The organism is Bacillus cereus (assembly GCF_025917685.1).
Classification (GTDB): domain Bacteria; phylum Bacillota; class Bacilli; order Bacillales; family Bacillaceae_G; genus Bacillus_A; species Bacillus_A cereus_AT.
The window spans coordinates 5198666-5220875 of the sequence record NZ_CP089518.1; the positions used below are offsets into that span (position 1 = coordinate 5198666).

Here is a 22210-nt window from a genome sequence, read left to right on the forward strand (position 1 = left end):
AAACACGTTATCCACAGCACTTATCCACATATCCACAAATGTTACCCACATATTGTGTGAGAATCTGTGTTCGATACAACATATGTCGCCTCATTTTGACAAAATTCACATGTTTTCTTCTCTTCTTCAGAGTTATCCACATTGTTAATAACCGGCGCAACTTCACACTCATCCACAATAATATCTAATGCTAATTCAACATGTTCTAAACAACAAGGTAAATTCATATTCTTCACCTCACTTTTCTACAATAGAAAACAGGAGGTAGGCCCTCCTGTTTTTAATACTTTTGAATGCCTAATTTCACAGTTGTTGTCGCTCGTTTTGTACCACGATAAAACGTAAGAGTCATTTTATCATTAATTTTTTTATTATATAAGGCCGTGCGGAACCCAATAATATCACGCACCGGTTTTCCATCTACCGCCACAATAACATCATGTTCTCTTAGACCAGCTTCCGTACCTGGCGAAGGACTTTTCACATCTAAAACACAAACCCCTTCTGTTACGTTACCTGGTAAGTGTAATGTTTTTGACCAATAGTAATTTGGAATCTCATTTAATGATCTTAGTTCAATCCCAACGTAAGGTCTTTTTACTTTACCGTACTTTTCAAGCTCATTCATAACAGGAACAGCTCTCGTAACTGGAATAGCTAGTCCAATTCCCTCTACTTCTTTTGCTGCAATTTTCATTGAGTTAATACCTATTAATTGTCCAGATACATTTACAAGCGCTCCACCACTATTACCTGGATTAATTGCCGCATCTGTTTGTAATACTTCTACTTGCCAATCGTAATGTCCATCTTGATTTAAATCTACAGGAACAATGCGCTCATTAGCCGAAATAATACCTTGTGTGACAGTTCCGGAAAATTGTAGCCCCAGTGGATTTCCAATTGCAATAACTGGTTCTCCTCTACGAACGGTATTAGAATCACCAATTTCAATCACTTTCTTCACATACTTTGCATCTATTTCTAGTACTGCTAAGTCCGTGACTACATCGGTTCCCAATACTTTACCTGGAACTTTCTTACCGTCACTTAAGCTAACTTCAATACGATTCGCCCCAGCGACAACGTGGTTATTGGTTACAATATACGCATGTCCATCTGTTCTCTTATAAATCACACCAGAGCCTGTACCAGCTTCCGAATCAGCCTCTGAAAAATCATCCCGTTGAATATTAATAACACCCACAACAGCCTCCGAAGCACGATCAACAGCGTCTACAAAGCTAACTTGTTTAACAGACACATTTCCGCTTTGAGCTTCAGCCATATTTTTTTCACTCGCTTCAACTTGCGGAAGCTTACCTTCATGATTTGAAAATAAAGGCGCTCCAAATGCAAATAATGAAGCCCCTACAATTGTTCCCGCTATACTAGAAATAACAATACCTTTATGTTTCTTTTTCCCTGCACGTTTAATACGATATTTTTCTTCATCAATAAAGGACATATTTGTTCACCTATCTTCCTGAAAACAACTATATTCACCTTTATTGTTTACTAAAATGAAGAATTATACGTATTGAATTTTCGTAGGCATTTTTGGATCTGTATCATGTATTTCAAAGGATTCTCCAACCCCAAAACCTTTTTCTTCTAATACTTGTGATACAGACATACGCGCTAATTCTTTCATGTTATTATCTAAGCTTAAATGCGCTAAATAAATGTGTTTTGTCTCGTCTGTAATAACATCCGCCATCGCTAATGCAGCATCCTCATTACAAACGTGACCTACATCACTTAATATGCGTCTTTTAATGCTCCATGGATAGCGTCCCATACGAAGCATTTCCACATCATGATTGCTTTCAAATACGAAAGCGTTCGCTCCCTTAATAACACCTTTCATACGGTCACTTACGTATCCCGTATCTGTAATAAGAGCTAACTTTCTATTGTTGTTATGAAAAGCATAAAACATCGGTTCTGCCGCATCATGAGAAACACCAAATGATTCAACTTCAATATCCCCAAATGTTTTCACGTCTCCTACTGAAAAAATGAATTTTTGATCAGTTGGGATATTACCTATCAAATGTTCCATTGCATTCCATGTTTTCTCGTTCGCATAAACAGGTAAATCATATTTACGCGCCAATACACCTAATCCTTTAATGTGGTCACTATGCTCATGTGTTACAAGAATACCTGATATGTCATTTATATTCAGTTCAGCTTGCTTAAATAAGGCCTCTGTAGCTTTACCACTTAAACCTGCATCGACAAGCAATTTTTTTTCATCTGTTCCTACATATAGCATATTCCCTGTACTTCCACTTGCAAGTACACTAAAATGCATACTCATTCTTTCTCACTCCATTATGTTCTTCCGGCACTTGAGTTTCCCCTAATTCCATAACTTGTCCTTCAATTGCATTCACAAAATAGTCCTTTTTCTGCTCAGTCTTTAAGTTCCACGTTGGAGCAAGCACTTGTATATTAGAAGAAGATTCAGCTAGAGTCGCATATCCAATCTGCGCCTCTTTCACGTGCGTATTTTCTGCAATTTTATTTTTTACATATATATTTTCTAAAGCTGTTTGAGCAGTGATAATTTCTTGTTCTTTCGTTTTTTCACTTTCGCCCATTTCCTTCAAATCCGTTAACATTGTTTGTGTATACGAAACAAGCTCATTTTTTTCATTTAAATCTACAACGATCATTGCATGATTGTTGTAGAAAATCGGCTTCTCCTTATACTTTTGAAAGAAATAAATTTTTGAATCTTTCATTGCCCCAAACTCGTATTTCTGCCCATCAAGCACGTAGTTTTTTAAGAAATCATTATACTTGTCCTTTGATAACGATTTTGCATTTAAAAATGGTTCTTTCAACTTACTTTCTATCTTATATTCTTCTTGCAGATGCACTGTTTGATTTTTTAAAGACTGCACATCTTCTTCCTTAAAGCTTTTATTTTTCGCCATAATAAACGACTCTTTTTTCGGCTCTTTAGGAAAACTCCCCATAGTAATTTTAGACTCTTTTAATTGTTGATCAATTTTTGTTTCTGTCACAAGTTCCAATTGATTACTATCTTGCTTTTGAATGAACTGAAAGATAAGAAAGAGATCTAAAACAAAAAAGGTCACAATAAATATGGTTTTAATTCGATCCCAATCCATTTAGTCCCCCCTCACTCCATTCAAATATTTTTTGCTTACCATTTTCTTCACATTTTACATACCATATCGGCTTTAAAATAACGTTTTTTCCTTCGTTAATGGAATTTTCCAATGATAACTTATAACCAATTCCAACATCCTGAATTGAATTTTTATCAATTTGCGGATTATTCTCTAATGATGTCATCACTGTACGACCCGATGCAAGAGAAGTTGTTAGTTGTTTACTAGGTAATTTGAAACTTGGATCAAAAAGGGATCTTTCATACTGCATGATTTCACCCGAACCCCATGCTTGCTTTAATTCCGCCATTCCATCGCTATTAAATACAGGCAACCCATCCTCATATAAACGGAAGGACGTTTTCCCCTTATTAATATAATCAAAACGATAGAGTTTTAAAGCACCACTATGCCCACTTACAAAGTCAAAACTTTTTTGTAAAAGTGCTGCATTATCCATAGATTCATCACTATGTACAGCGGAGTTTTTGTATTTCAACATTGCATTTGACTGATCAATTTCCATAGAACGTATACCATCTGTAAATATTTTCTTTGATTTCTCAGAAATAGGGCTTAAATAACGTGGATCACTAAATAGTGCATTTTTAAATGTATCCTCATCTAACCTAGATCCAAAATACTCTACCTCACTTAATTCCGTAATTCCATCTGGTAAGTACAGTTTTTTTCTATCACTTATTTGATATTCAAAATACGGTCTCGCTACTGTTATAAGTTGATTTTGAGCATTTATAACATCCTTTACATAAACACCACTCAATTTCGCTTCATATATTTTACGATAAGGATAAGTATCATAGGAAACAAAACTAATTTTAATTTCTTGGTCCTTACTTCGAGAAGGGTCAATTATAATACGATTGAAACTCCTATTACCTTCTATGTTTTTATCTTTAAAATTAAACATACTTTTAATCGTATCCAGTGGAATGTTTGTAGGAAAAACAAACTCGATTTTTTCTTCTCCATGTACATACGAAAGAAAATCACCTTTAGGAACTGTCCCTGTCATTTCCTTTAAATCATGTAACTCTCCATTTTCAAGAATTCTATAAATTAAATCCACATTACTCTTGTTTTCACTCACATAATGATTTTTCTCTTTATGAACAATGACAGAGGATGGGCGAACAACCTCCGAAAGTTTTATTGGATTTATCTCTTCATTACCTTGAACAAATTTTGCATTTTGTATCGAAGTAGAATCGGGGACATATGTCCATAAGTTAAAAGTAAGAAATAGGCTAATAACAACTAGATTAATTAAAACTATCGTTTTAAAGTTTTCCATACTCATTCCCAATCGTCCTCTTCATCAGTTGCCATTGGCAGTGTGAAATAAATAGTTGTTCCTTTTCCTTCCTCACTTTTCGCCCAAATCGAGCCGCCGTGTGCCTCAATCATTTCTTTCGCAATGGCTAATCCAAGACCTGTACCACCCATTTGTCTTGAGCGAGCTTTATCTACACGGTAAAAACGTTCAAATATTTTATCTACATTTTCCTTCGGAATACCCATTCCTTGATCACTCACACTAATTTCTAATAACTCACCGCGGTCACGCAGACGATATGTTACTGTGCCACCTTCTGGCGAATACTTCAATGCATTGGAAATAATGTTATATAAAACTTGTGTAATTTTGTCTGTATCCATATCAATAAATCGAGATTTTTTAGAGAAAGATCGTTTGAAGCTTACATTTTGCTCTTTCGACATTTCAAAGCGATCGATAACGTTATTAAAGAAATCAGTAAAGTCGACCCATTCCTTCATTAAGCGATGTTCTGTACTATCTAGTTTAGATAGTTGTAACAACGCATTTACAAGTCTAATCATTCTTTCTGTTTCTTCTTGTGTAACTGTTAAAAATTGTGGTGCGATATTCGGATCTTGCCATGCACCATCCGTAAGTGCTTCTAAGTAACTGCGCATTGTTGTTAACGGTGTTCTTAGCTCATGAGATACGTTCGCAACAAACTCACGACGCTCTCGCTCTATACGCTCCTGCTCCGTTACATCATATAATACAGCAATTAAACCATTCGCCTTCCCTGTTTCCTTTTGAATGACAGAGAAACTAGCACGTAAAATATATGGTTCATTCCTCGTACTAAAATCTAATAAAACTGAATCAGGTTCTTCATATAAATGATCCAGCGTAAATTCTTCTTGTATCCCTAACACTTCTAAGACAGATTGATCTAGTGCCGTTTCACGCGAAACATTTAACATTTTTTCCGCAGGATCATTTAATAAAATGATGTCACCTTTTCGATCAGTAGCAATTACTCCATCTGTCATATGTGATAAAACAGATGATAGTTTGCGCCTTTCACTCTCTGTTGAAGAACGGGCTTGTTGTAATTTTTTTGATAAATTATTGAAAGATAATGCTAGTTGTCCAATTTCATCATGGCTATGCACTTTTACTTTTCTCGAATAGTTTCCTTTTGCCATTTCAATTGCTTGTCTCCGCATATCTGAAATTGGTCTTGTAATTGTTTGAGCCAACAAAATCCCAAGTACAGCTGTTACTAGTAAAGCAATTACTGTCCCTGTCGCGAAAATTTGGTTTATATCTTTCATTTGTTTATACACATCTTCCATAGATGCAACAATACGAATGACGCCAAGTACCTCTCCTTCTTGTTCTTTTAGAATAGGAGTAATCATCACTTGAACCCGATGACCTGTTTTCACGTCTTTCTCAACCTTTGACTCTGGTTTTTTTTGTACCATTACCCGTTGTACAGCTGTGTCTGCTGACGTTCGTCCTACTTTATTTTGCTTAGACGCGTCTGAAATTGCCATTAATTTTTTAGTAGAATCAATTACGCTTATTTCTTGAATATCTCTCTTACGATCCGATGCAAGTTTTTGAATCGAATCATTAATAGCTTTATCTACTGATTCTGCTTTAGGACGTTCTTTTACAAACTCTTGCTTCAAGTTATAAGAAAGTAAATTTGTTTGCTGCGTTAAGGAATCTTGAAAACCTTTTACAAGGCTTTTTTCTAATTCCCTAACGAAATATACACCAATTACTTGCATTGCTATTAATATTAACAGCATATATATGAGCACAAATTTTAAATGAATAGATTGAAAAAAACCAACTTTCTTCATATACTATTCCTGTTCTGGGTCACGCAAGTAATACCCTACCCCACGTCTAGTTACAATTAAAGTAGGATGACTTGGATTATCTTCAATTTTTTCGCGTAAACGACGTACTGTTACGTCTACTGTACGTACATCTCCAAAATAATCATAACCCCAAACTGTTTGTAATAAATGTTCGCGAGTCATAACTTGACCTAAATGCTTCGCTAAATAATGTAGTAATTCAAATTCACGATGTGTAAGCTCAATGCTTTCTTCACGCTTCGTTACACTATAAGCATTCGGGTTGATAACGATTGGTCCAATAACCATTTCAGTATTTTCTTCTTTCTCTGCAGCACCACCCTGCTGATGACGACGTAAATTCGCCTTCACGCGGGCAAGTAACTCTCTCGTACTAAAGGGCTTCGTTACATAATCATCCGCCCCAAGCTCAAGCCCTAATACTTTATCAATTTCAGAGTCTTTTGCTGTAAGCATAATAATTGGCATTTCTGAGCTTTTACGTATTTCACGACATACCTCTAAGCCGTCTTTTCCCGGTAACATAATATCTAATAAAACCATATCTGGCTGCTCTTCATTTGCTTTTTCAATCGCCTCATCACCATCATGCGCCATTACAATTTCAAAACCTTCTTTTTCTAGGTTGAACTTCAAAATATCCGCAATCGGTTTTTCATCATCAACTACTAAAATTTTCTTTCCCATCATCGTCTATTTCCTCCTTATAAAAATATGGTCAATAATCCCTAAACACATTGACGTTTATATAGTATGTCCCTATATGACCGCATCCTTGGTTTAAGTATTTTCTCCTCTATTCTCATAGACTCATGTATCATCCACTTTTACACGGAATCCTATACGATCTATAGAAAAACCTCTAGCTTCAACTGCTAGAGGCTCCTCATTCTATTGTAAAATAACTACCCACTTTTGTAAAACTGGACAAAATAAAAAGGATATTAAGTGGGCCCACTTAATATCCTGAGAGTGGCTCGGGACGGAATCGAACCGCCGACACGAGGATTTTCAGTCCTCTGCTCTACCGACTGAGCTACCGAGCCAAAACTATATATAAAACCACTAATGGTGGTATAAACAAAAGTGGCGGTCCCGACCGGGGTCGAACCGGCGATCTCCTGCGTGACAGGCAGGCATGTTAACCACTACACCACGGGACCAAAAATGAACATAAAAAAACCATGACCCGTACGGGATTCGAACCCGTGTTACCGCCGTGAAAGGGCGGTGTCTTAACCACTTGACCAACGGGCCACGAAAAATAAAATGGTGAGCCATGAAGGATTCGAACCTTCGACCCTCTGATTAAAAGTCAGATGCTCTACCAACTGAGCTAATGGCTCATACTCACCAACGTCATGTTTTCGTGACGACAAGACATATCATAACATATTATCTTTTATTTTTGCAATACATTTTTTTATTTTTTTATAAAAGATAAGAAAAAACTCATGAGAGCATGAGTTTTTTCTTACAAAAATCAATTTCTTATATCACTTAAGCTTCGTATACATTACGAACGATATTTGTTTGATTACGATCTGGTCCAACTGAGAACATAGATAATTGGATTCCTGTTAATTCAGAAACACGCTCTACGTATTTTCTTGCATTTTCAGGAAGTTCGTCTAATGATTTTACACCAGTAATATCTTCTTCCCAACCTGGAAGCTCTTCATATACAGGCTCACATTTCGCTAAGATGTTTAAGTTTGCTGGAACTTCATCGATAACTTCGCCATTGTATTTGTAAGCAACACAAATTTTAAGAGTTGGAATACCTGTTAGAACGTCGATAGAATTTAATGATAAATCCGTTAAACCACTAACACGACGTGCATGTCTTACAACAACGCTATCGAACCAACCTACGCGGCGTGGACGACCAGTTGTCGTTCCATACTCACGACCAACTTCACGAATTTGGTGACCAATTTCATCATGAAGCTCAGTAGGGAATGGACCATCACCTACACGACTTGTATATGCTTTACATACACCTACAACGCGAGTAACTTTCGCAGGACCAACTCCAGTTCCAACTGTTACACCACCAGCAATCGGGTTAGAAGATGTAACGAATGGGTACGTACCGTGGTCAATATCAAGCATAACACCTTGTGCACCTTCAAATAATACACGGTGATTGTTATCTAGTGCATCATTTAATACAACAGATGTGTCGCATACATATTGCGCGATTTGTTGTCCATATTCGAAGTACTCTTCAAAGATTTCTTCTACGCTGAAACCTTCTGTGTCGTACATTTTTTCAAATAAACGATTTTTCTCTACTAAATTGCGCTCAAGCTTCTCTTTAAATGCTTCACGGTCTAAAAGATCAGCCATACGGATACCAATACGAGCAGCTTTATCCATATATGCAGGACCGATACCTTTTTTCGTTGTACCGATTTTGTTATCACCTTTACTAGCTTCTTCTAACTCATCTTGTTTTAAGTGATAAGGTAAAATAACGTGTGCACGGTTACTTACACGTAAATTATCAGTACTTACACCACGATCGTGTAAGTATTTTAACTCTTCAAGTAATGCTTTCGGATCTACTACTAAGCCGTTTCCGATTACACAAATTTTCTCTTTATAGAAAATACCAGATGGAATTAAGTGTAATTTATATTTAACTCCGCCGAAAACAATTGTATGTCCCGCGTTATTTCCACCTTGATATCTTGCAACTACTTCCGCATGCTCAGAAAGAAAATCAGTGATTTTACCTTTTCCTTCGTCGCCCCATTGTGTTCCTACAACTACTACTGAAGACATTATTAAAGCACCTCCGCGATTTTCAAACGATCTATTCAAACAATATAATTGTACCAAAACCGAAAAAGAAGTCAACCAAAAAGCGAACATTTTTTTAATAAAATTCATTTTCGTTCGTAAGAATTATATTTTCACATTATGAAAGCCTTATCTTTCCTATATAAAAAAAGAAACACATCTTATTATAAGAAATGTGTTTCTTTTTTATACTGCCTTTATGCCCCATCTTCAAAGCGTCGTTCTAAGTTGACGAATTTATTAAATTCCTTAACAAACGCAAGCTCTACTGAACCTACGGGACCATTACGCTGCTTTGCAATAATAATTTCAATGGTGTTTTTATTTTCCGTTTCTCGGTCATAGTAATCTTCACGATATAGGAAAGCTACAATATCCGCATCCTGCTCGATACTTCCCGATTCACGAATATCAGACATCATTGGACGTTTATCTTGACGAGATTCTACACCACGAGATAACTGCGATAAGGCAATAACAGGCACTTGCAATTCACGTGCAATCCCTTTTAATGTACGAGAAATCTCAGATACTTCCTGCTGACGGTTTTCTCCTGATTTCCCGCTACCTTGAATAAGCTGCAAATAGTCAATTAAGACCATACCAAGACCTTGTTCTTGCTTTAACCTACGACATTTTGCTCGAATCTCATTTACTTTAATCCCTGGTGTATCATCAATATATATACCAGCATTAGAAAGGCTACCCATCGCCATTGTTAATTTTGCCCAATCATCAGAAGTTAATGAACCGGTACGAAGTCTTTGTGCATCAATATTTCCTTCTGCACAAAGCATACGCATAACAAGCTGATCAGATCCCATCTCTAGACTGAAGATCGCTACATTTTCATCCGTTTTTGTCGCTACGTTTTGTGCGATATTTAATGAAAATGCAGTTTTCCCTACCGATGGACGCGCCGCCACGATGATTAAATCATTTCGCTGGAAACCTGCGGTCATCTTATCTAATTCAGTAAATCCGGTTGGTATTCCCGTAACTTCACCTTTTTGATTATGCAAAAGTTCAATTTTATCATAAGCATCTACAAGAACATCTTTAATGTTTTGAAATGCTTTTGCATTTGTTTGATGAGATACTTCTAATATTTTTTTCTCAGCCTCATTTAAAAGGCCGTCCACATCATCTTCTCTCTCATATCCATCAGACACGATATGGGTCGCCGTTCGAATTAAACGACGTAACAGCGCCTTTTCAGCGATGATTCGTGCATAATACTCTACGTTAGCAGCAGTTGGAACAATCTCTGCTAACTCCGCTAAGTAAGAAACCCCACCAACTTCTTCTAGTAATCCTTGATCAGCCATCGCTGACGTCATCATTACTAAGTCAATTGGTTCTCCTTTATCCGACAACCCAAGCATCACTTCAAAGATTTTTTGATGTTTCGTTCGATAAAATGAGTCAGGTACCAATAGTTCTGATGCTGACGTTAACGCATCTTGATCAATCAATATGGCACCTAAGACTGCCTGCTCAGCTTCTATATTATGCGGAGGGGTACGATCAGCCATTACATCACTCATGCGCAATCCTCCTTATTTAATTTATTTTTATTGTTCACTAACATGAACTTTTACTTTTGCTGTTACTTGCGGATGCAATTTCACAGTCACATTTGTATAACCTAATGCACGGATTGCATCATCCATTTCAAATTTACGTTTATCAAGTTTGATTTTGTGTGATTTTTGCATTGCGTCTACGATTTGTTTGCTTGTGATAGAACCAAATAAACGGCCACCTTCTCCAGATTTCGCCTTCAGTTCCACAGTTAATTTCTCTAAAGTTTCTTTCAGCTCTTTTGCATTCTCAAGCTCTGCTGCTGCATCTTTTTCTTCTTTGCGTTTTTGAGCTTCTAAAGTTTTCATACTGCTGTTTGTTGCTTCCGCAGCTAATCCTTGTTTTAATAAGAAATTATTTGCATAACCGTCTGGTACGTTTTTTATTTCTCCTTTTTTACCTTTACCTTTTACGTCTTTTAGAAAAATTACTTTCATGATTGTGTGCCTCCCTGTAAATAGTCATCAATAACAAATCGAAGCTTCTCCTCAGCTTCATCTACTGTAACATTTTTCATTTGTGTGGCTGCATTTGTCAAATGCCCGCCACCTCCTAAATTCTCCATGATTAGCTGTACATTCAATTCACCTAAAGACCTGCCGCTAATCCCAATGAAATTCTCTCCGCGTTTCGCAATAACAAATGATGCAATGATACCTGTCATCGTCAATAACGTATCCGCTGATTGTGCAATAAGCACCTGATCATAATAATCATCACTATCAACTTTAGCAATCGCAATTCCATTTTTATAAATGTACGCATTTTTAATGGCTTTTGCAACTCGTAAATACTGATTCATGTCTTCTTTTAAAAGCTCTTGTACAAGTACAGTGTCTGCACCATGCGAGCGTAAATAAGAAGCTGCATCAAATGTGCGAGCGCCTGTACGGAATGTAAAACTTTTCGTATCAACAATAATACCAGCTAACAATGCCGTTGCTTCTAACATTGTCATCTTTAAATTTTTCGGTTGATACTCAAGTAATTCTGTAACAAGCTCTGCTGTTGAAGAAGCATACGGTTCCATATAAACAAGCAATGGATCTTCAATGAAATCTTCCCCGCGGCGATGATGGTCAATAACCACTACATTTTCAATCTTATGTAACAGTTTTTCCTCCATCACCATCGAAGGTTTATGCGTATCAACAACAACAAGTAATGAATCATCATTTGCAAATTCCATCGCTTGCCCTGGTGTAATAAAGTGTGACCATAACTCTTCATTTTGTTTCACTTTATCCATCAAACGTTTGATTCCTTTATCCGAATCATTTTCGTCTAATACAATATATCCTTTGCGCTCATTTAATTGCGCTACCTTTAAAATACCAATCGCTGCACCAATCGCATCCATATCAGGAGCCCTATGCCCCATTATAATGACATTACTGCTTTCTAATACTAAATCCTTTAACGCATGCGAAATAACTCTAGCACGTACACGAGTACGCTTTTCGACCGGATTCGTTTTACCGCCGTAAAATTTAACTTTACCTGTCGCTTGTTTGATAGCTACTTGATCTCCACCACGTCCAAGCGCAAGGTCTAAACCAGATTGAGCCATTGCTCCAAGCTCTGATAAAGGCATATCACCTGATCCGACACCTACACTTAATGTAAGTGGTATATTCCTTTTGGATGTTTCTTCACGCACTTGATCTAAAATGCTAAACTTACCTTTCTCCATTTGCGCTAAAATACTTTCATTTAGTACAACGAAGAACCTCTCTGAAGATGCACGTTTTAAATAAGCACCATACTTAACAGCCCATTCATTTAGACGTGACGTTACAAGGCTTGTTATATTCGTACGTAATTGATCATCTAATCCTTGTGTAACTTCATCATAATTATCTAAATAAATAACGGCTAAAACCGTACGCTGATCCTCATACATTTTTTCAATCTCTGTTTGCTCAGTTACATCAAAAAAATAAATTAGTTTTTCTTCTTTCCTTACAAAAACACGGAACTTTCGACTATTTAAAGATACTATATCGTCCGAAGTCTCTCCTTTAATAAAAAGGAGTAATGTTTCTGATACATCGTACAGATGCCACCCAGCTAATGCGTGTTGCCCCAAACATGAAGACAAGTAAGGATTTGCCCAATCAATCCCATACTCTTTATTGTATAACAATATACCGATTGGCATCTGGTTGAATGCTTCGTTACTCACTTTTTTTACCCTAGTAATCATATCTGTCGTATACTTTTCAAAATTCCTTTGAAAGTTAAGTTCAAATCGTATAACTAAAAAGAAAACGATGCTAAAAATAAAAAAGGCGGCTATCCCCATAATTAAGTGAAAATAACAAAGAATCGAGATTAGCACCAAAACAAAAAATGCCAATACGTAAACAGGATATAAAAACCACTGTTTCTTATAAAATTCAGGCATGTATACAACTCCTATAACGTAAAACCAACACAATTTCTAGTTAGTTAAACAGATTAAACACCTTAAAATAGCATAAAAATGCTATTTTACCCCTTTGTTTTTCATTGCATTTTAGAACGCAATGAAATCCCTAAATCAATTATACCTAAGATTGTCACAAGAGGAAACAGCATTGGAATAAACATACATACAATAAAACTAATAATAGGAACGCCTTTCGTAAAACCTTTTTTGTGTGCTAAAAAAGTGATAAACGTTAATCCTTGCAATACAAGTAGCAAGGCAAAGATTACATGTAGATTAGCAAATACCATATGCAAATATGATGTTGGTTCAACTTTCATGAAAGTTGATAGCAAAATAAACATGACGTAATACCAGACAATACTCTTTGGCAATTGTATATCTTTAAATTTAGGCCAAGGTGTCGCGTCGTACTTTAACTTTCTCAAAACACTACCTGATATTATCACTGTGATCCAAGAAAAACATACAGAAACTAGCACAAGTATACTTGGAAATAACGTTTGTAATATATCGTTCATTTGTGCAAATAACTCTTTTTGTTCTTTACTAACTGGCATACCAGCCGCATTTGCTATTTTTTCACTTTGCGCGATGCTTTCACTAAACATATTTTGCATTTGCTTCATTAAATCTATGTTAAAGAACTTTATACTTCCCACATAAATGAGCATCATACCAATTAAATATGCAAGTGTTCCAGCTATCAATATCTCCACTGGTTTTTTCCCTTTTTTATACATATATCCTAATACAACACCTATTAATCCAAACATCACTGTCTTTATGAGACTAATCGGTTGACTCACGATAACTGTAACAAAAAGCGCCGCTACAAAAATTACGAGCACATTAGATAGTTTATGTCTTACTGTTAATAATATAAATGGTAACGGCAACGCAAATATTGCAACTGTGCCTAAAATCGGAACATACATAGATATCAGCAATAACATTGCATATACAGCCAATAACGCTGCGCCTTCGGTAATAAACCTTGCTTTTTTCACATTTTAACCTCTCTTTCAAAAAGAAAAGCATAGCAAAATGCACAGTAGAGTCCGACTCTACTGTGCATTTCATACGCTATTATTCACCAACATATGGTAAAAGTGCCATTTGACGAGCACGTTTAATTGCAACTGTAAGTTTGCGTTGGTATTTTGCGCTTGTTCCTGTTACACGACGAGGTAAAATTTTACCACGCTCAGAAACGAAACGTTTTAATAAATCAACATCTTTATAGTCAATGCGAGTGATGCCGTTAGATGTGAAGAAACACACCTTACGACGCTTCGCACGTCCACCTTTGCGTCCTGCCATGTCTATTCCCTCCATTCTTTGTTAAAAATAGCCGATTCATACCATTAAAATGGTAAATCGTCGTCCGAAATGTCAATCGGTTGACCAACATTCGAAAATGGATCGTCATTCTTCGTAAATCCAGAGTTACCTTGATTACCTTGGTTACCTGAATTACTAGATTGACCAAATGGGTTAGAGCTTTGGTTACCGAAACCAGCTCCTGATGGTTGCTGATTGAATGAACCACGTTGCTCCCCACCGCCATTACGCGGCTCTAAAAATTGTACGCTCTCCGCAAGAACTTCTGTTACATATACACGTTTACCATCTTGTCCATCGTAATTACGAGTTTGAAGACGTCCGTCTACGCCTGCTAAGCTACCTTTTTTCAAATAATTTGCCACGTTTTCTGCTTGTTTACGCCATATTACACAATTAATAAAGTCAGCTTCACGCTCACCTTGTTGATTCGCAAATGCGCGATTCACAGCTAACGTAAAAGTAGCTACTGCAACACCATTGGGCGTGTAACGTAAGTCAGGGTCCTTAGTTAAACGACCAACGAGGATAACACGATTCATCAATCGAACCACTCTCCCTTATATATCAATTATTTTTCTTCTTCTTTAACAACGATATGACGAAGGATATCTTCGTTGATCTTAGCTAAACGGTCGAATTCGTTAATCGCCTCTGAGTTAGAGTTCACGTTTAAGATCATGTAGAAACCTTCACGTAAGTCGTTGATTTCGTAAGCTAAACGACGCTTACCCCACTCTTTCGTGTTAATGATTTCTGCACCATTGTTTGTTAAAACACCTGCAAAACGTTCAACTAAAGCTTTTTGAGCTTCTTCTTCAACGCCAGGACGAATGATGTACATAATTTCGTACTTTCTCATTACACTTTCACCTCCTTTTGGTCTAAACGGCCCATAATGGGCAAGGAGCAATTAATTTATAGTAATTACTCACGAGTTTAGATTATATCATAGTAAGTTATATGAATCAACTCACCAATACGTAAAAAACTTGGCAAACATATAATATATTTGCCAAGTTCATATCTTTATTTTTCCTAGGAAATATTAAATTAAACGTTAAAGCGGAAGTGCATAACATCTCCGTCTTTTACGATATACTCTTTTCCTTCTAAACGTACTTTTCCAGCTTCTTTTGCAGCTGTCATAGAACCGTTTGTCATTAAATCATCATAAGAAACTGTTTCTGCGCGAATAAATCCACGCTCAAAGTCTGTATGAATTACGCCAGCACATTGTGGTGCTTTCATACCTTGTTTAAACGTCCATGCACGCACTTCTTGCACACCAGCTGTGAAGTAAGTAGCAAGTCCTAATAAGTCATATGCAGCACGAATTAACTGATCTAAACCAGATTCTTCAATACCTAATTCTTCCAGGAATACTTTTTTCTCTTCTTCGTCTAACTCAGCGATTTCTGATTCGATTTTTGCACATACAACGATAACTTGAGAATTTTCATTTGCAGCAAATTCTTTTACCATTTGTACATATTTATTTTCAGAAGGATCCATAATATCATCTTCACTTACGTTTGCTACGTATAGCATTTCTTTCGTTGTAAGTAAATGAAGGCCTTTAACAATCTTCATTTGCTCTTCTGTAAATTCAACAGTACGAGCTGGTTTTCCCTCTTCGAAAGCTTCTTTTAAACGCACTAAAATTTCATGCTCATATACTGCTTCTTTATCTTTTTGTCTTGCTAATTTCGCGACACGCTCGATACGTTTATCAACTGATTCTAAATCCGCTAAGATTAGTTCTAAGTTGATTGTTTCAATATCATCAATTGGATCTACTTTCCCTGAAACGTGTGTAATGTTTTCATCTTCAAAACAACGAACAACTTGGCAAATTGCATCTACTTGGCGAATGTGAGATAAGAATTTATTTCCTAATCCTTCACCTTTACTTGCACCTTTTACGATACCTGCAATATCAGTAAATTCGAATACAGTCGGAACAGTTTTTTTCGGTTCTACTAATTCCGTTAATTTATTTAAACGCTCATCTGGTACTTCTACGATCCCTACGTTTGGGTCAATCGTACAGAATGGATAGTTCGCAGATTCTGCTCCTGCTTGTGTAATTGCATTAAATAAAGTGGACTTTCCTACGTTAGGTAATCCAACAATCCCAGCCGTTAATCCCATATTTTTCACTCCTATGTCTCAATCTTTCATCATTATAGATAGTAACGAAAAAAATGACAAGTTTCCTCCAAACGAAAAAAAGTAACAATTGCCCACTGCAACTGTTACTTTCTCTCTATTCTTCATGCTTCACAAGTATTTTTTTTACCTTACGATCAAACTCTCTTCGAGGAATCATTACCGAATGGTCACATCCCTCGCACTTAATGCGGATATCCATTCCCATACGAATAATCTTCCAGCGATTTACACCACATGGATGGGCCTTCTTCATTTCCACAACATCGTACAAGTTATATTGCTTTTGCTCCACTCTCCAAACCCCTCTCTATACTAAATTGCTTTTTCACTAACCAATTCTTCACGATTATATAAAACCATACGTGGATATGGAATTTCAATTCCATGTAAATCTAGACGATTTTTAATTTCTTTACGAAGGGCTCTTGCAATAACTGCATGTTGCATTGGCTCCACTTCAACAATAACACGTAATATAACTTCTGATGCAGCTAATGTTTGTACACCTAACAATTGAGGTGTTGTTACCATCTTCTCGTACTTTGCAGGTAATTCTACTAATAACTCTTCAATTACTTGCTCTGCTTTTGCTATGTCAGCCTCATACGAAATAGATACATCAACGAATGCCACGCTATTACTGACTGAAAAATTAGTAACTTGAATGATACTTCCGTTTGGCAAAGTATGAATTTCACCTGTCCAACTCTTTACTTTTGTCGTACGCAGTCCAATTTCTAAAACGACTCCTTCAAACTGACCAATTCTTACATAGTCACCTACTGAAAACTGATCTTCTAACAAAATAAATAGTCCTGTAATGACATCTTTCACTAAACTTTGAGCACCAAATCCGACTGCTAAACCAATGACCCCAGCACCAGCTAATAGACCTGATGCATTAATATTGAACACGCCTAAAATCGCAATTAACATGATAAACATAACAACGTATGCCACAATATTTTCAAGTAACTTCGCTACTGTAACTGTACGACGTTCTGAAATTTGAATTGGCGAGCGACTTCCCATACGAAACGCATTTCGTACAATTGCCCTTGCAACTCGCACAACGATTGCACCAAGTATTAAAATAACGACTATTTGTAGTGATTTTACACCTATATTCGTCCAATCAATAGACTCAAACCATTTCAACGCTAAATCCATGTACCTCTACCTCTCCAGCTAAAATTTCTTTTTAGTTATCCTTCTTATTGTATCAGAAGTCTCTCTGATTTCTGAAAAAATTTTATGACTTTAATTCCATTTGTTAACTTCTATCCAGGTATAAAATGGAGCGAATATATATATACTAGTACTATTATTTCCGTTTTCACTCACATTTTGCAAAAAGTACGCACTTATAGTTTTCCATTTTACTCAACGTATAACATATTTTGAAAATTTATTAAAAGGATGGGTGCTTCATGAATATTGGAAGTTTTCGCTTACCTTTTTTCGAAAAAGAAACTCAAAATGTTATGCATCAAGACTTAGAAGCCTCCGAGACAATCAGTAATTTCCTACTTTCCCATATCCCTATTAGAACTAATACACCACTTATTCTCGTTTGTATTGGGACGGATCGTTCCACCGGTGACGCACTCGGTCCATTAGTCGGTACAAAACTGGAACAAGTAGAAATTAAGAACTTCCAAGTATTCGGCACACTAGATGAACCAATACATGCGTTAAATTTAGAAGAGAAAATTCAGAATATACAGAAAGAAAATCCTACTTCTTTTATAATTGCTGTTGATGCATGCTTAGGAAAATCTCAAAGTATCGGTTCAATCACTACCGGAATGGGACCTAGTAAACCTGGAGCTGCGATGAATAAGAAATTACCTGCAGTTGGTGATTTGCATATACATGGCATCGTCAATCTAAATGGTTTTATGGAGTTTTTCGTTCTTCAAAATACAAGGTTAAGTTTAGTCATGAAAATGGCTGATGTAATCGCACAAAGTATCAAAGAAACGGACCAAAAATTATCTACGTTAAAAAAAGCAAACCATCTCTAAATAATAAGATGGTTTGCTTTTTAGTTTTTCTGTGCTAATAATTCTAAAATACGATTTAAATCTTCTTTATTGAAAAATTCAATTTCAATTTTACCTTTTTCTTTTTTTGTTTCTTTAATTTTTACATCTGTACCAAACTTTTCTCTTAAGAACGTTTCGCGCTCTACGAAGAATATATTTCGCTCTTTTTTTATCTGTTTTGTTTCACGTGAAACGCTTTGATTAATCTCTTGGACAATTTTTTCTAATTGGCGAACATTTAATCCTTCTTTTTCGATTCGTTTCAATAAAGACTTCAGCTGTTCTTCATCTTTTATCGTAAGTAAGGTTCTACCGTGAGCCATTGAAAGTTGACCATTTGCAATCATATCTTGTACGAACGAAGGGAGGCTTAATAACCGAGTATAATTTGCAATGTAAGGTCTGCTTTTACCAAGACGTTTCGCTAATCGTTCTTGCGTTACATTTAGCTCATTCATTAACATCTGATATGCCATTGCCTCTTCCATAGGATTTAAATCTTCTCGTTGTAGGTTTTCAAGCAAAGCAAATTCCATCATTTGCTGCTCGTTTAATTGCCTTACAACAGCAGGCACCTTTTCAAGTCCAGCCTCTTTAGCAGCACGATATCTTCTTTCACCTGCAACAATTTCATATCCCTTAATACTCTTTCTAGCGATTAATGGTTGCAATATGCCATGTTCTTTAATAGAAGCCGCCAATTCCTGAATTGCTTCTTTATTGAAATGCTTACGTGGTTGATATGGATTCGGCCTTAATTCAGTTACTATAATCTCCTGAATCGTTTCTTCTTCCTTCACATCCAAATCAGGAAAAAACACATTAATTCCTCTTCCTAATCCTTTAGCCACCTGCAATCACTTCCTCTGCTAAATCTATATATACTTCTGCTCCTCTTGATTTAGCGTCATACTGCATAATCGGTTTCCCATGACTTGGCGCCTCACTTAAGCGCACATTTCGAGGAATAATCGAACGGTATACTTTATCCCTAAAGTATTTTTTCACTTCATCTATAACTTGAATCCCTAAATTTGTACGGGCATCCAACATCGTTAACAATACACCTTGGATTGCTAAATTTTTATTTAAATGTTTTTGCACAAGTCGAACTGTATTTAATAGCTGACTTAATCCTTCTAGTGCGTAATATTCACACTGAACAGGAATAATAACTGAATCTGCTGCTGTTAATGCATTAATCGTTAATAACCCTAAGGATGGGGGACAGTCGATAATAATATAATCATATTCATCACGAACTGGCTGTAATGCCCTTTGCAAACGTACTTCCCGGGAAATAGTCGGTACCAATTCAATTTCAGCACCGGCCAATTGAATTGTAGCGGGTAGAACATCTAAGTTTTCAGTTGCGGTTTTCCGTATAACTCCTTGAACATCTGCATCTTCCACCAGAACATTATAAATACATTGATCTAATTCGGATTTTTCAATTCCCACACCAGTCGTGGCATTTCCTTGAGCATCAATGTCTACGAGAAGGACCTTTTTACCTACTTGCGCCAATCCAGCCCCTAAATTAACAGATGTTGTTGTTTTTCCAACACCGCCTTTTTGATTAGCAATAGCAATGATTTTTCCCATGATGTCACCTACTTTCAACCTTTCTATCTTATTCTAGTAACAATTACGTTTATTGTAACATGAAATAAAAGCTTTTCTTTTACGTCCTTATTAAACTTCAAAATTTATTTCTAAACTCCTTCTTCATTAACAAGAAAATATAGTAAAAGAGACCTCTCCACTAGGATAAGGTCTCTAACACGCCATTATTATTTTTTCTTCGGAATTTTAATCGTAATTTGATAGTACTCATCAAATTCTTCTTCCTCAGAATTAACATTTAAACCACTATTAGTAACCATTTGTAATGACTGCCTAATTGTATTCATAGCAATTCTCGTATCTCTACTTACAGCTTTTTGCTTTGCTTTACGCTTCGGTTTTGCTTCCTCTAGTAATTTTGCAATTCGTTCTTCTGTTTGCTTTACATTCAGTTGTTTTTCCACAATTTCTTGTAAAACCTTCAGTTGTAATTCCTCATTTTTTAAAGGAATGAGAGCACGAGCGTGACGTTCTGTAATAGTTTTTTCTAATAACGCACTTTTTATTTCCTCAGGCAACTTTAATAATCGCAACTTATTTGCGATTGTGGATTGCCCTTTTCCAAGTCGTTGTGCCAATGCTTCTTGTGTTAAATTATGTAACTCAATCAGCTTTTGATATGCCACAGCTTCCTCGATTGCTGTTAATTCCTCACGTTGCAAATTTTCAATTAGCGCTACAGAAGCTGTCTCTGTATCATTTAAGTTCTTTATAATTGCAGGAACCTTTTCCCACCCTAGCTTCGTTGCTGCGCGGAAACGTCTTTCTCCAGCAATAATCTCGTACTTATCATCCTCATATTGCCTCACGACAATCGGCTGGATAAGCCCATGAGTACGAATCGTTAATGCTAGTTCATCGATTCGTGCATCATCGAAAACTGTTCGTGGTTGATAACGGTTAGGGGTAATATTTACTATCGGGATTTCTTGTATTTCCTCATATACCTTTTTATCTATTTCTTCATGGCTTTCCTCTTGTAATTCGAATTCGCTCTCTTTATCTCCAAAGCCAAATAAACGAGAAAACGTATTTTTCATACATATTCCACCACCTTTTAGGCCTATTGACTATTCTCCATAAAATGTTTCCTATGAAACATTTACGTTTTCATTTATATAATTCAATCTTACGTCTAATAAGATTTATTTTTCAATAGGTAATTTATTGGGTGTTCCCGGTTTGCGTGGATATTTCTTTGGTGTCTTGCGCTTTTTCTCGATTAATAAAATATTACGTTCACTTTCCTCAAATGGTAATTGGAATGTAGACATTTCTTTTAATTCCCCGCCTAGCACCTCTAAAGCATACTTACCATTTTCGATTTCTTCATTAGCTGCAGCGCCTTTCATTGCAATAAATGTTCCTCCAACTTTTACAAGCGGTAAACATAGCTCACTTAATACAGAAAGACGCGCAACTGCACGTGCCATTACAATATCGTATGATTCACGTACACCTTCTTTTTTCCCAAATGTTTCAGCACGATCATGACAAAATGCAACATCACTTAACTCTAATTTTTGCGCTAAGTGATTTAAGAAATTAATACGTTTTTGTAATGAATCTACAATTGTTACTTTTAAATGCGGGAAACAGATTTTCAGCGGGATACTTGGGAATCCAGCTCCTGCGCCAACATCACAAATAGAGAATGGTTTCGAAAAATCATAATAAAAAGCAGCTGTAATAGAATCAAAAAAGTGTTTTAAGTATACTTCTTCCTTCTCCGTAATAGCTGTTAAATTCATTTTTTCATTCCACTCTACTAACGTTTCAAAGTAGATTTTGAACTGCTCTAATTGTCTAGAAGAGAGGGTGATACCCTTCTCTTCTAGCATAGATTGAAATTGTTCTATGTTCATCTAGCA

General features: G+C 36.3%; 23 protein-coding genes and 4 tRNA genes. 1 reads left to right on the forward strand and 26 read right to left on the reverse strand.

Annotated features, from left to right (window positions below; translation table 11 throughout):
* Positions 1-41 precede the first annotated feature (41 nt).
* From LUS72_RS27040 to LUS72_RS27145, 22 genes are all read right to left on the reverse strand, one after another.
* The gene (locus tag LUS72_RS27040) at positions 42-227 is read right to left on the reverse strand and encodes a CxxH/CxxC protein (RefSeq protein WP_001052825.1); all 186 of its coding nucleotides are present in this window, start codon (positions 225-227) and stop codon (positions 42-44) included.
* Between the two features lie 53 nt (positions 228-280).
* A complete protein-coding gene (locus tag LUS72_RS27045) occupies positions 281-1468 on the reverse strand; it encodes a S1C family serine protease (protein ID WP_097831360.1) in 1188 nt (395 codons plus the stop codon).
* A 63-nt stretch (positions 1469-1531) separates the two neighbouring features.
* A complete protein-coding gene (locus tag LUS72_RS27050) occupies positions 1532-2326 on the reverse strand; it encodes an MBL fold metallo-hydrolase (RefSeq protein WP_000061686.1) in 795 nt (264 codons plus the stop codon).
* Positions 2310-3146, reverse strand: a complete 837-nt coding sequence (locus LUS72_RS27055) for a two-component system regulatory protein YycI (protein WP_097831358.1) — start codon at positions 3144-3146, stop codon at positions 2310-2312. The genes LUS72_RS27050 and LUS72_RS27055 overlap by 17 nt, the downstream gene beginning before the upstream one ends.
* The gene (locus LUS72_RS27060; protein WP_264448491.1) at positions 3127-4470 is read right to left on the reverse strand and encodes a YycH family regulatory protein; all 1344 of its coding nucleotides are present in this window, start codon (positions 4468-4470) and stop codon (positions 3127-3129) included. Before LUS72_RS27060 ends, LUS72_RS27055 begins: the two co-directional genes overlap by 20 nt.
* Entirely contained in the window at positions 4467-6302 is a 1836-nt protein-coding gene (gene walK, locus LUS72_RS27065; protein WP_264448492.1) for a cell wall metabolism sensor histidine kinase WalK, read from the reverse strand. Before walK ends, LUS72_RS27060 begins: the two co-directional genes overlap by 4 nt.
* Positions 6303-6305: 3 nt before the next feature.
* On the reverse strand, positions 6306-7013 hold the full coding sequence (walR, locus tag LUS72_RS27070) for a cell wall metabolism DNA-binding response regulator WalR (protein WP_002174499.1): 708 nt from the start codon (positions 7011-7013) through the stop codon (positions 6306-6308).
* A gap of 283 nt (positions 7014-7296) precedes the next feature.
* Positions 7297-7369 (reverse strand) — tRNA-Phe (locus LUS72_RS27075).
* Positions 7370-7410: 41 nt separating this feature from the next.
* Positions 7411-7486 (reverse strand) — tRNA-Asp (locus LUS72_RS27080).
* A gap of 22 nt (positions 7487-7508) precedes the next feature.
* Positions 7509-7580, reverse strand: a tRNA-Glu gene (locus LUS72_RS27085).
* Between the two features lie 13 nt (positions 7581-7593).
* Positions 7594-7669, reverse strand: a tRNA-Lys gene (locus tag LUS72_RS27090).
* 154 nt (positions 7670-7823) lie between these two features.
* Positions 7824-9113 carry an adenylosuccinate synthase gene (locus tag LUS72_RS27095; protein ID WP_000100227.1) on the reverse strand — a complete coding sequence of 430 codons (1290 nt, stop codon included), beginning with the start codon at positions 9111-9113 and terminating at the stop codon, positions 7824-7826.
* Positions 9114-9328: 215 nt separating this feature from the next.
* Positions 9329-10678: a replicative DNA helicase gene (gene dnaB, locus LUS72_RS27100; RefSeq protein ID WP_001286243.1), complete on the reverse strand. Its 1350-nt coding sequence runs from the start codon at positions 10676-10678 to the stop codon at positions 9329-9331.
* A 27-nt stretch (positions 10679-10705) separates the two neighbouring features.
* Positions 10706-11152 carry a 50S ribosomal protein L9 gene (rplI, locus tag LUS72_RS27105; protein ID WP_000864222.1) on the reverse strand — a complete coding sequence of 149 codons (447 nt, stop codon included), beginning with the start codon at positions 11150-11152 and terminating at the stop codon, positions 10706-10708.
* Positions 11149-13122, reverse strand: a complete 1974-nt coding sequence (locus LUS72_RS27110; protein ID WP_264448493.1) for a DHH family phosphoesterase — start codon at positions 13120-13122, stop codon at positions 11149-11151. Before LUS72_RS27110 ends, rplI begins: the two co-directional genes overlap by 4 nt.
* A 101-nt stretch (positions 13123-13223) precedes the next feature.
* On the reverse strand, positions 13224-14156 hold the full coding sequence (locus tag LUS72_RS27115) for a YybS family protein (RefSeq protein WP_141533477.1): 933 nt from the start codon (positions 14154-14156) through the stop codon (positions 13224-13226).
* A 79-nt stretch (positions 14157-14235) separates the two neighbouring features.
* Positions 14236-14469: a 30S ribosomal protein S18 gene (gene rpsR, locus LUS72_RS27120; protein WP_000918874.1), complete on the reverse strand. Its 234-nt coding sequence runs from the start codon at positions 14467-14469 to the stop codon at positions 14236-14238.
* 44 nt (positions 14470-14513) lie between these two features.
* Positions 14514-15035, reverse strand: a complete 522-nt coding sequence (gene ssb, locus LUS72_RS27125; protein WP_000981963.1) for a single-stranded DNA-binding protein — start codon at positions 15033-15035, stop codon at positions 14514-14516.
* Between the two features lie 26 nt (positions 15036-15061).
* Positions 15062-15352, reverse strand: a complete 291-nt coding sequence (gene rpsF, locus LUS72_RS27130; RefSeq protein WP_001233782.1) for a 30S ribosomal protein S6 — start codon at positions 15350-15352, stop codon at positions 15062-15064.
* Positions 15353-15543: 191 nt separating this feature from the next.
* The gene (gene ychF, locus LUS72_RS27135; protein ID WP_000524664.1) at positions 15544-16644 is read right to left on the reverse strand and encodes a redox-regulated ATPase YchF; all 1101 of its coding nucleotides are present in this window, start codon (positions 16642-16644) and stop codon (positions 15544-15546) included.
* Between the two features lie 115 nt (positions 16645-16759).
* Positions 16760-16957, reverse strand: a complete 198-nt coding sequence (locus LUS72_RS27140) for a DUF951 domain-containing protein (RefSeq protein WP_000436055.1) — start codon at positions 16955-16957, stop codon at positions 16760-16762.
* Positions 16958-16977: 20 nt separating this feature from the next.
* Entirely contained in the window at positions 16978-17835 is an 858-nt protein-coding gene (locus tag LUS72_RS27145; RefSeq protein ID WP_071744219.1) for a mechanosensitive ion channel family protein, read from the reverse strand.
* Positions 17836-18095: 260 nt separating this feature from the next.
* On the opposite strand from LUS72_RS27145, the gene yyaC reads away from it, so the two are divergent.
* A complete protein-coding gene (gene yyaC, locus LUS72_RS27150; RefSeq protein ID WP_264448494.1) occupies positions 18096-18692 on the forward strand; it encodes a spore protease YyaC in 597 nt (198 codons plus the stop codon).
* 20 nt (positions 18693-18712) lie between these two features.
* On the opposite strand, the gene spo0J is transcribed toward yyaC, so the two are convergent.
* The 4 genes from spo0J to rsmG all read right to left on the reverse strand — a co-directional run bounded on the left by spo0J (position 18713) and on the right by rsmG (position 22204).
* A complete protein-coding gene (spo0J, locus tag LUS72_RS27155) occupies positions 18713-19564 on the reverse strand; it encodes a stage 0 sporulation protein Spo0J (RefSeq protein ID WP_097831353.1) in 852 nt (283 codons plus the stop codon).
* Positions 19557-20318: a sporulation initiation inhibitor protein Soj gene (soj, locus tag LUS72_RS27160; RefSeq protein ID WP_000516117.1), complete on the reverse strand. Its 762-nt coding sequence runs from the start codon at positions 20316-20318 to the stop codon at positions 19557-19559. The genes spo0J and soj overlap by 8 nt, the downstream gene beginning before the upstream one ends.
* 188 nt (positions 20319-20506) lie before the next feature.
* On the reverse strand, positions 20507-21379 hold the full coding sequence (gene noc / locus LUS72_RS27165) for a nucleoid occlusion protein (RefSeq protein WP_097831352.1): 873 nt from the start codon (positions 21377-21379) through the stop codon (positions 20507-20509).
* A gap of 105 nt (positions 21380-21484) precedes the next feature.
* The gene (gene rsmG / locus LUS72_RS27170) at positions 21485-22204 is read right to left on the reverse strand and encodes a 16S rRNA (guanine(527)-N(7))-methyltransferase RsmG (RefSeq protein ID WP_001019628.1); all 720 of its coding nucleotides are present in this window, start codon (positions 22202-22204) and stop codon (positions 21485-21487) included.
* Positions 22205-22210 lie beyond the last annotated feature (6 nt).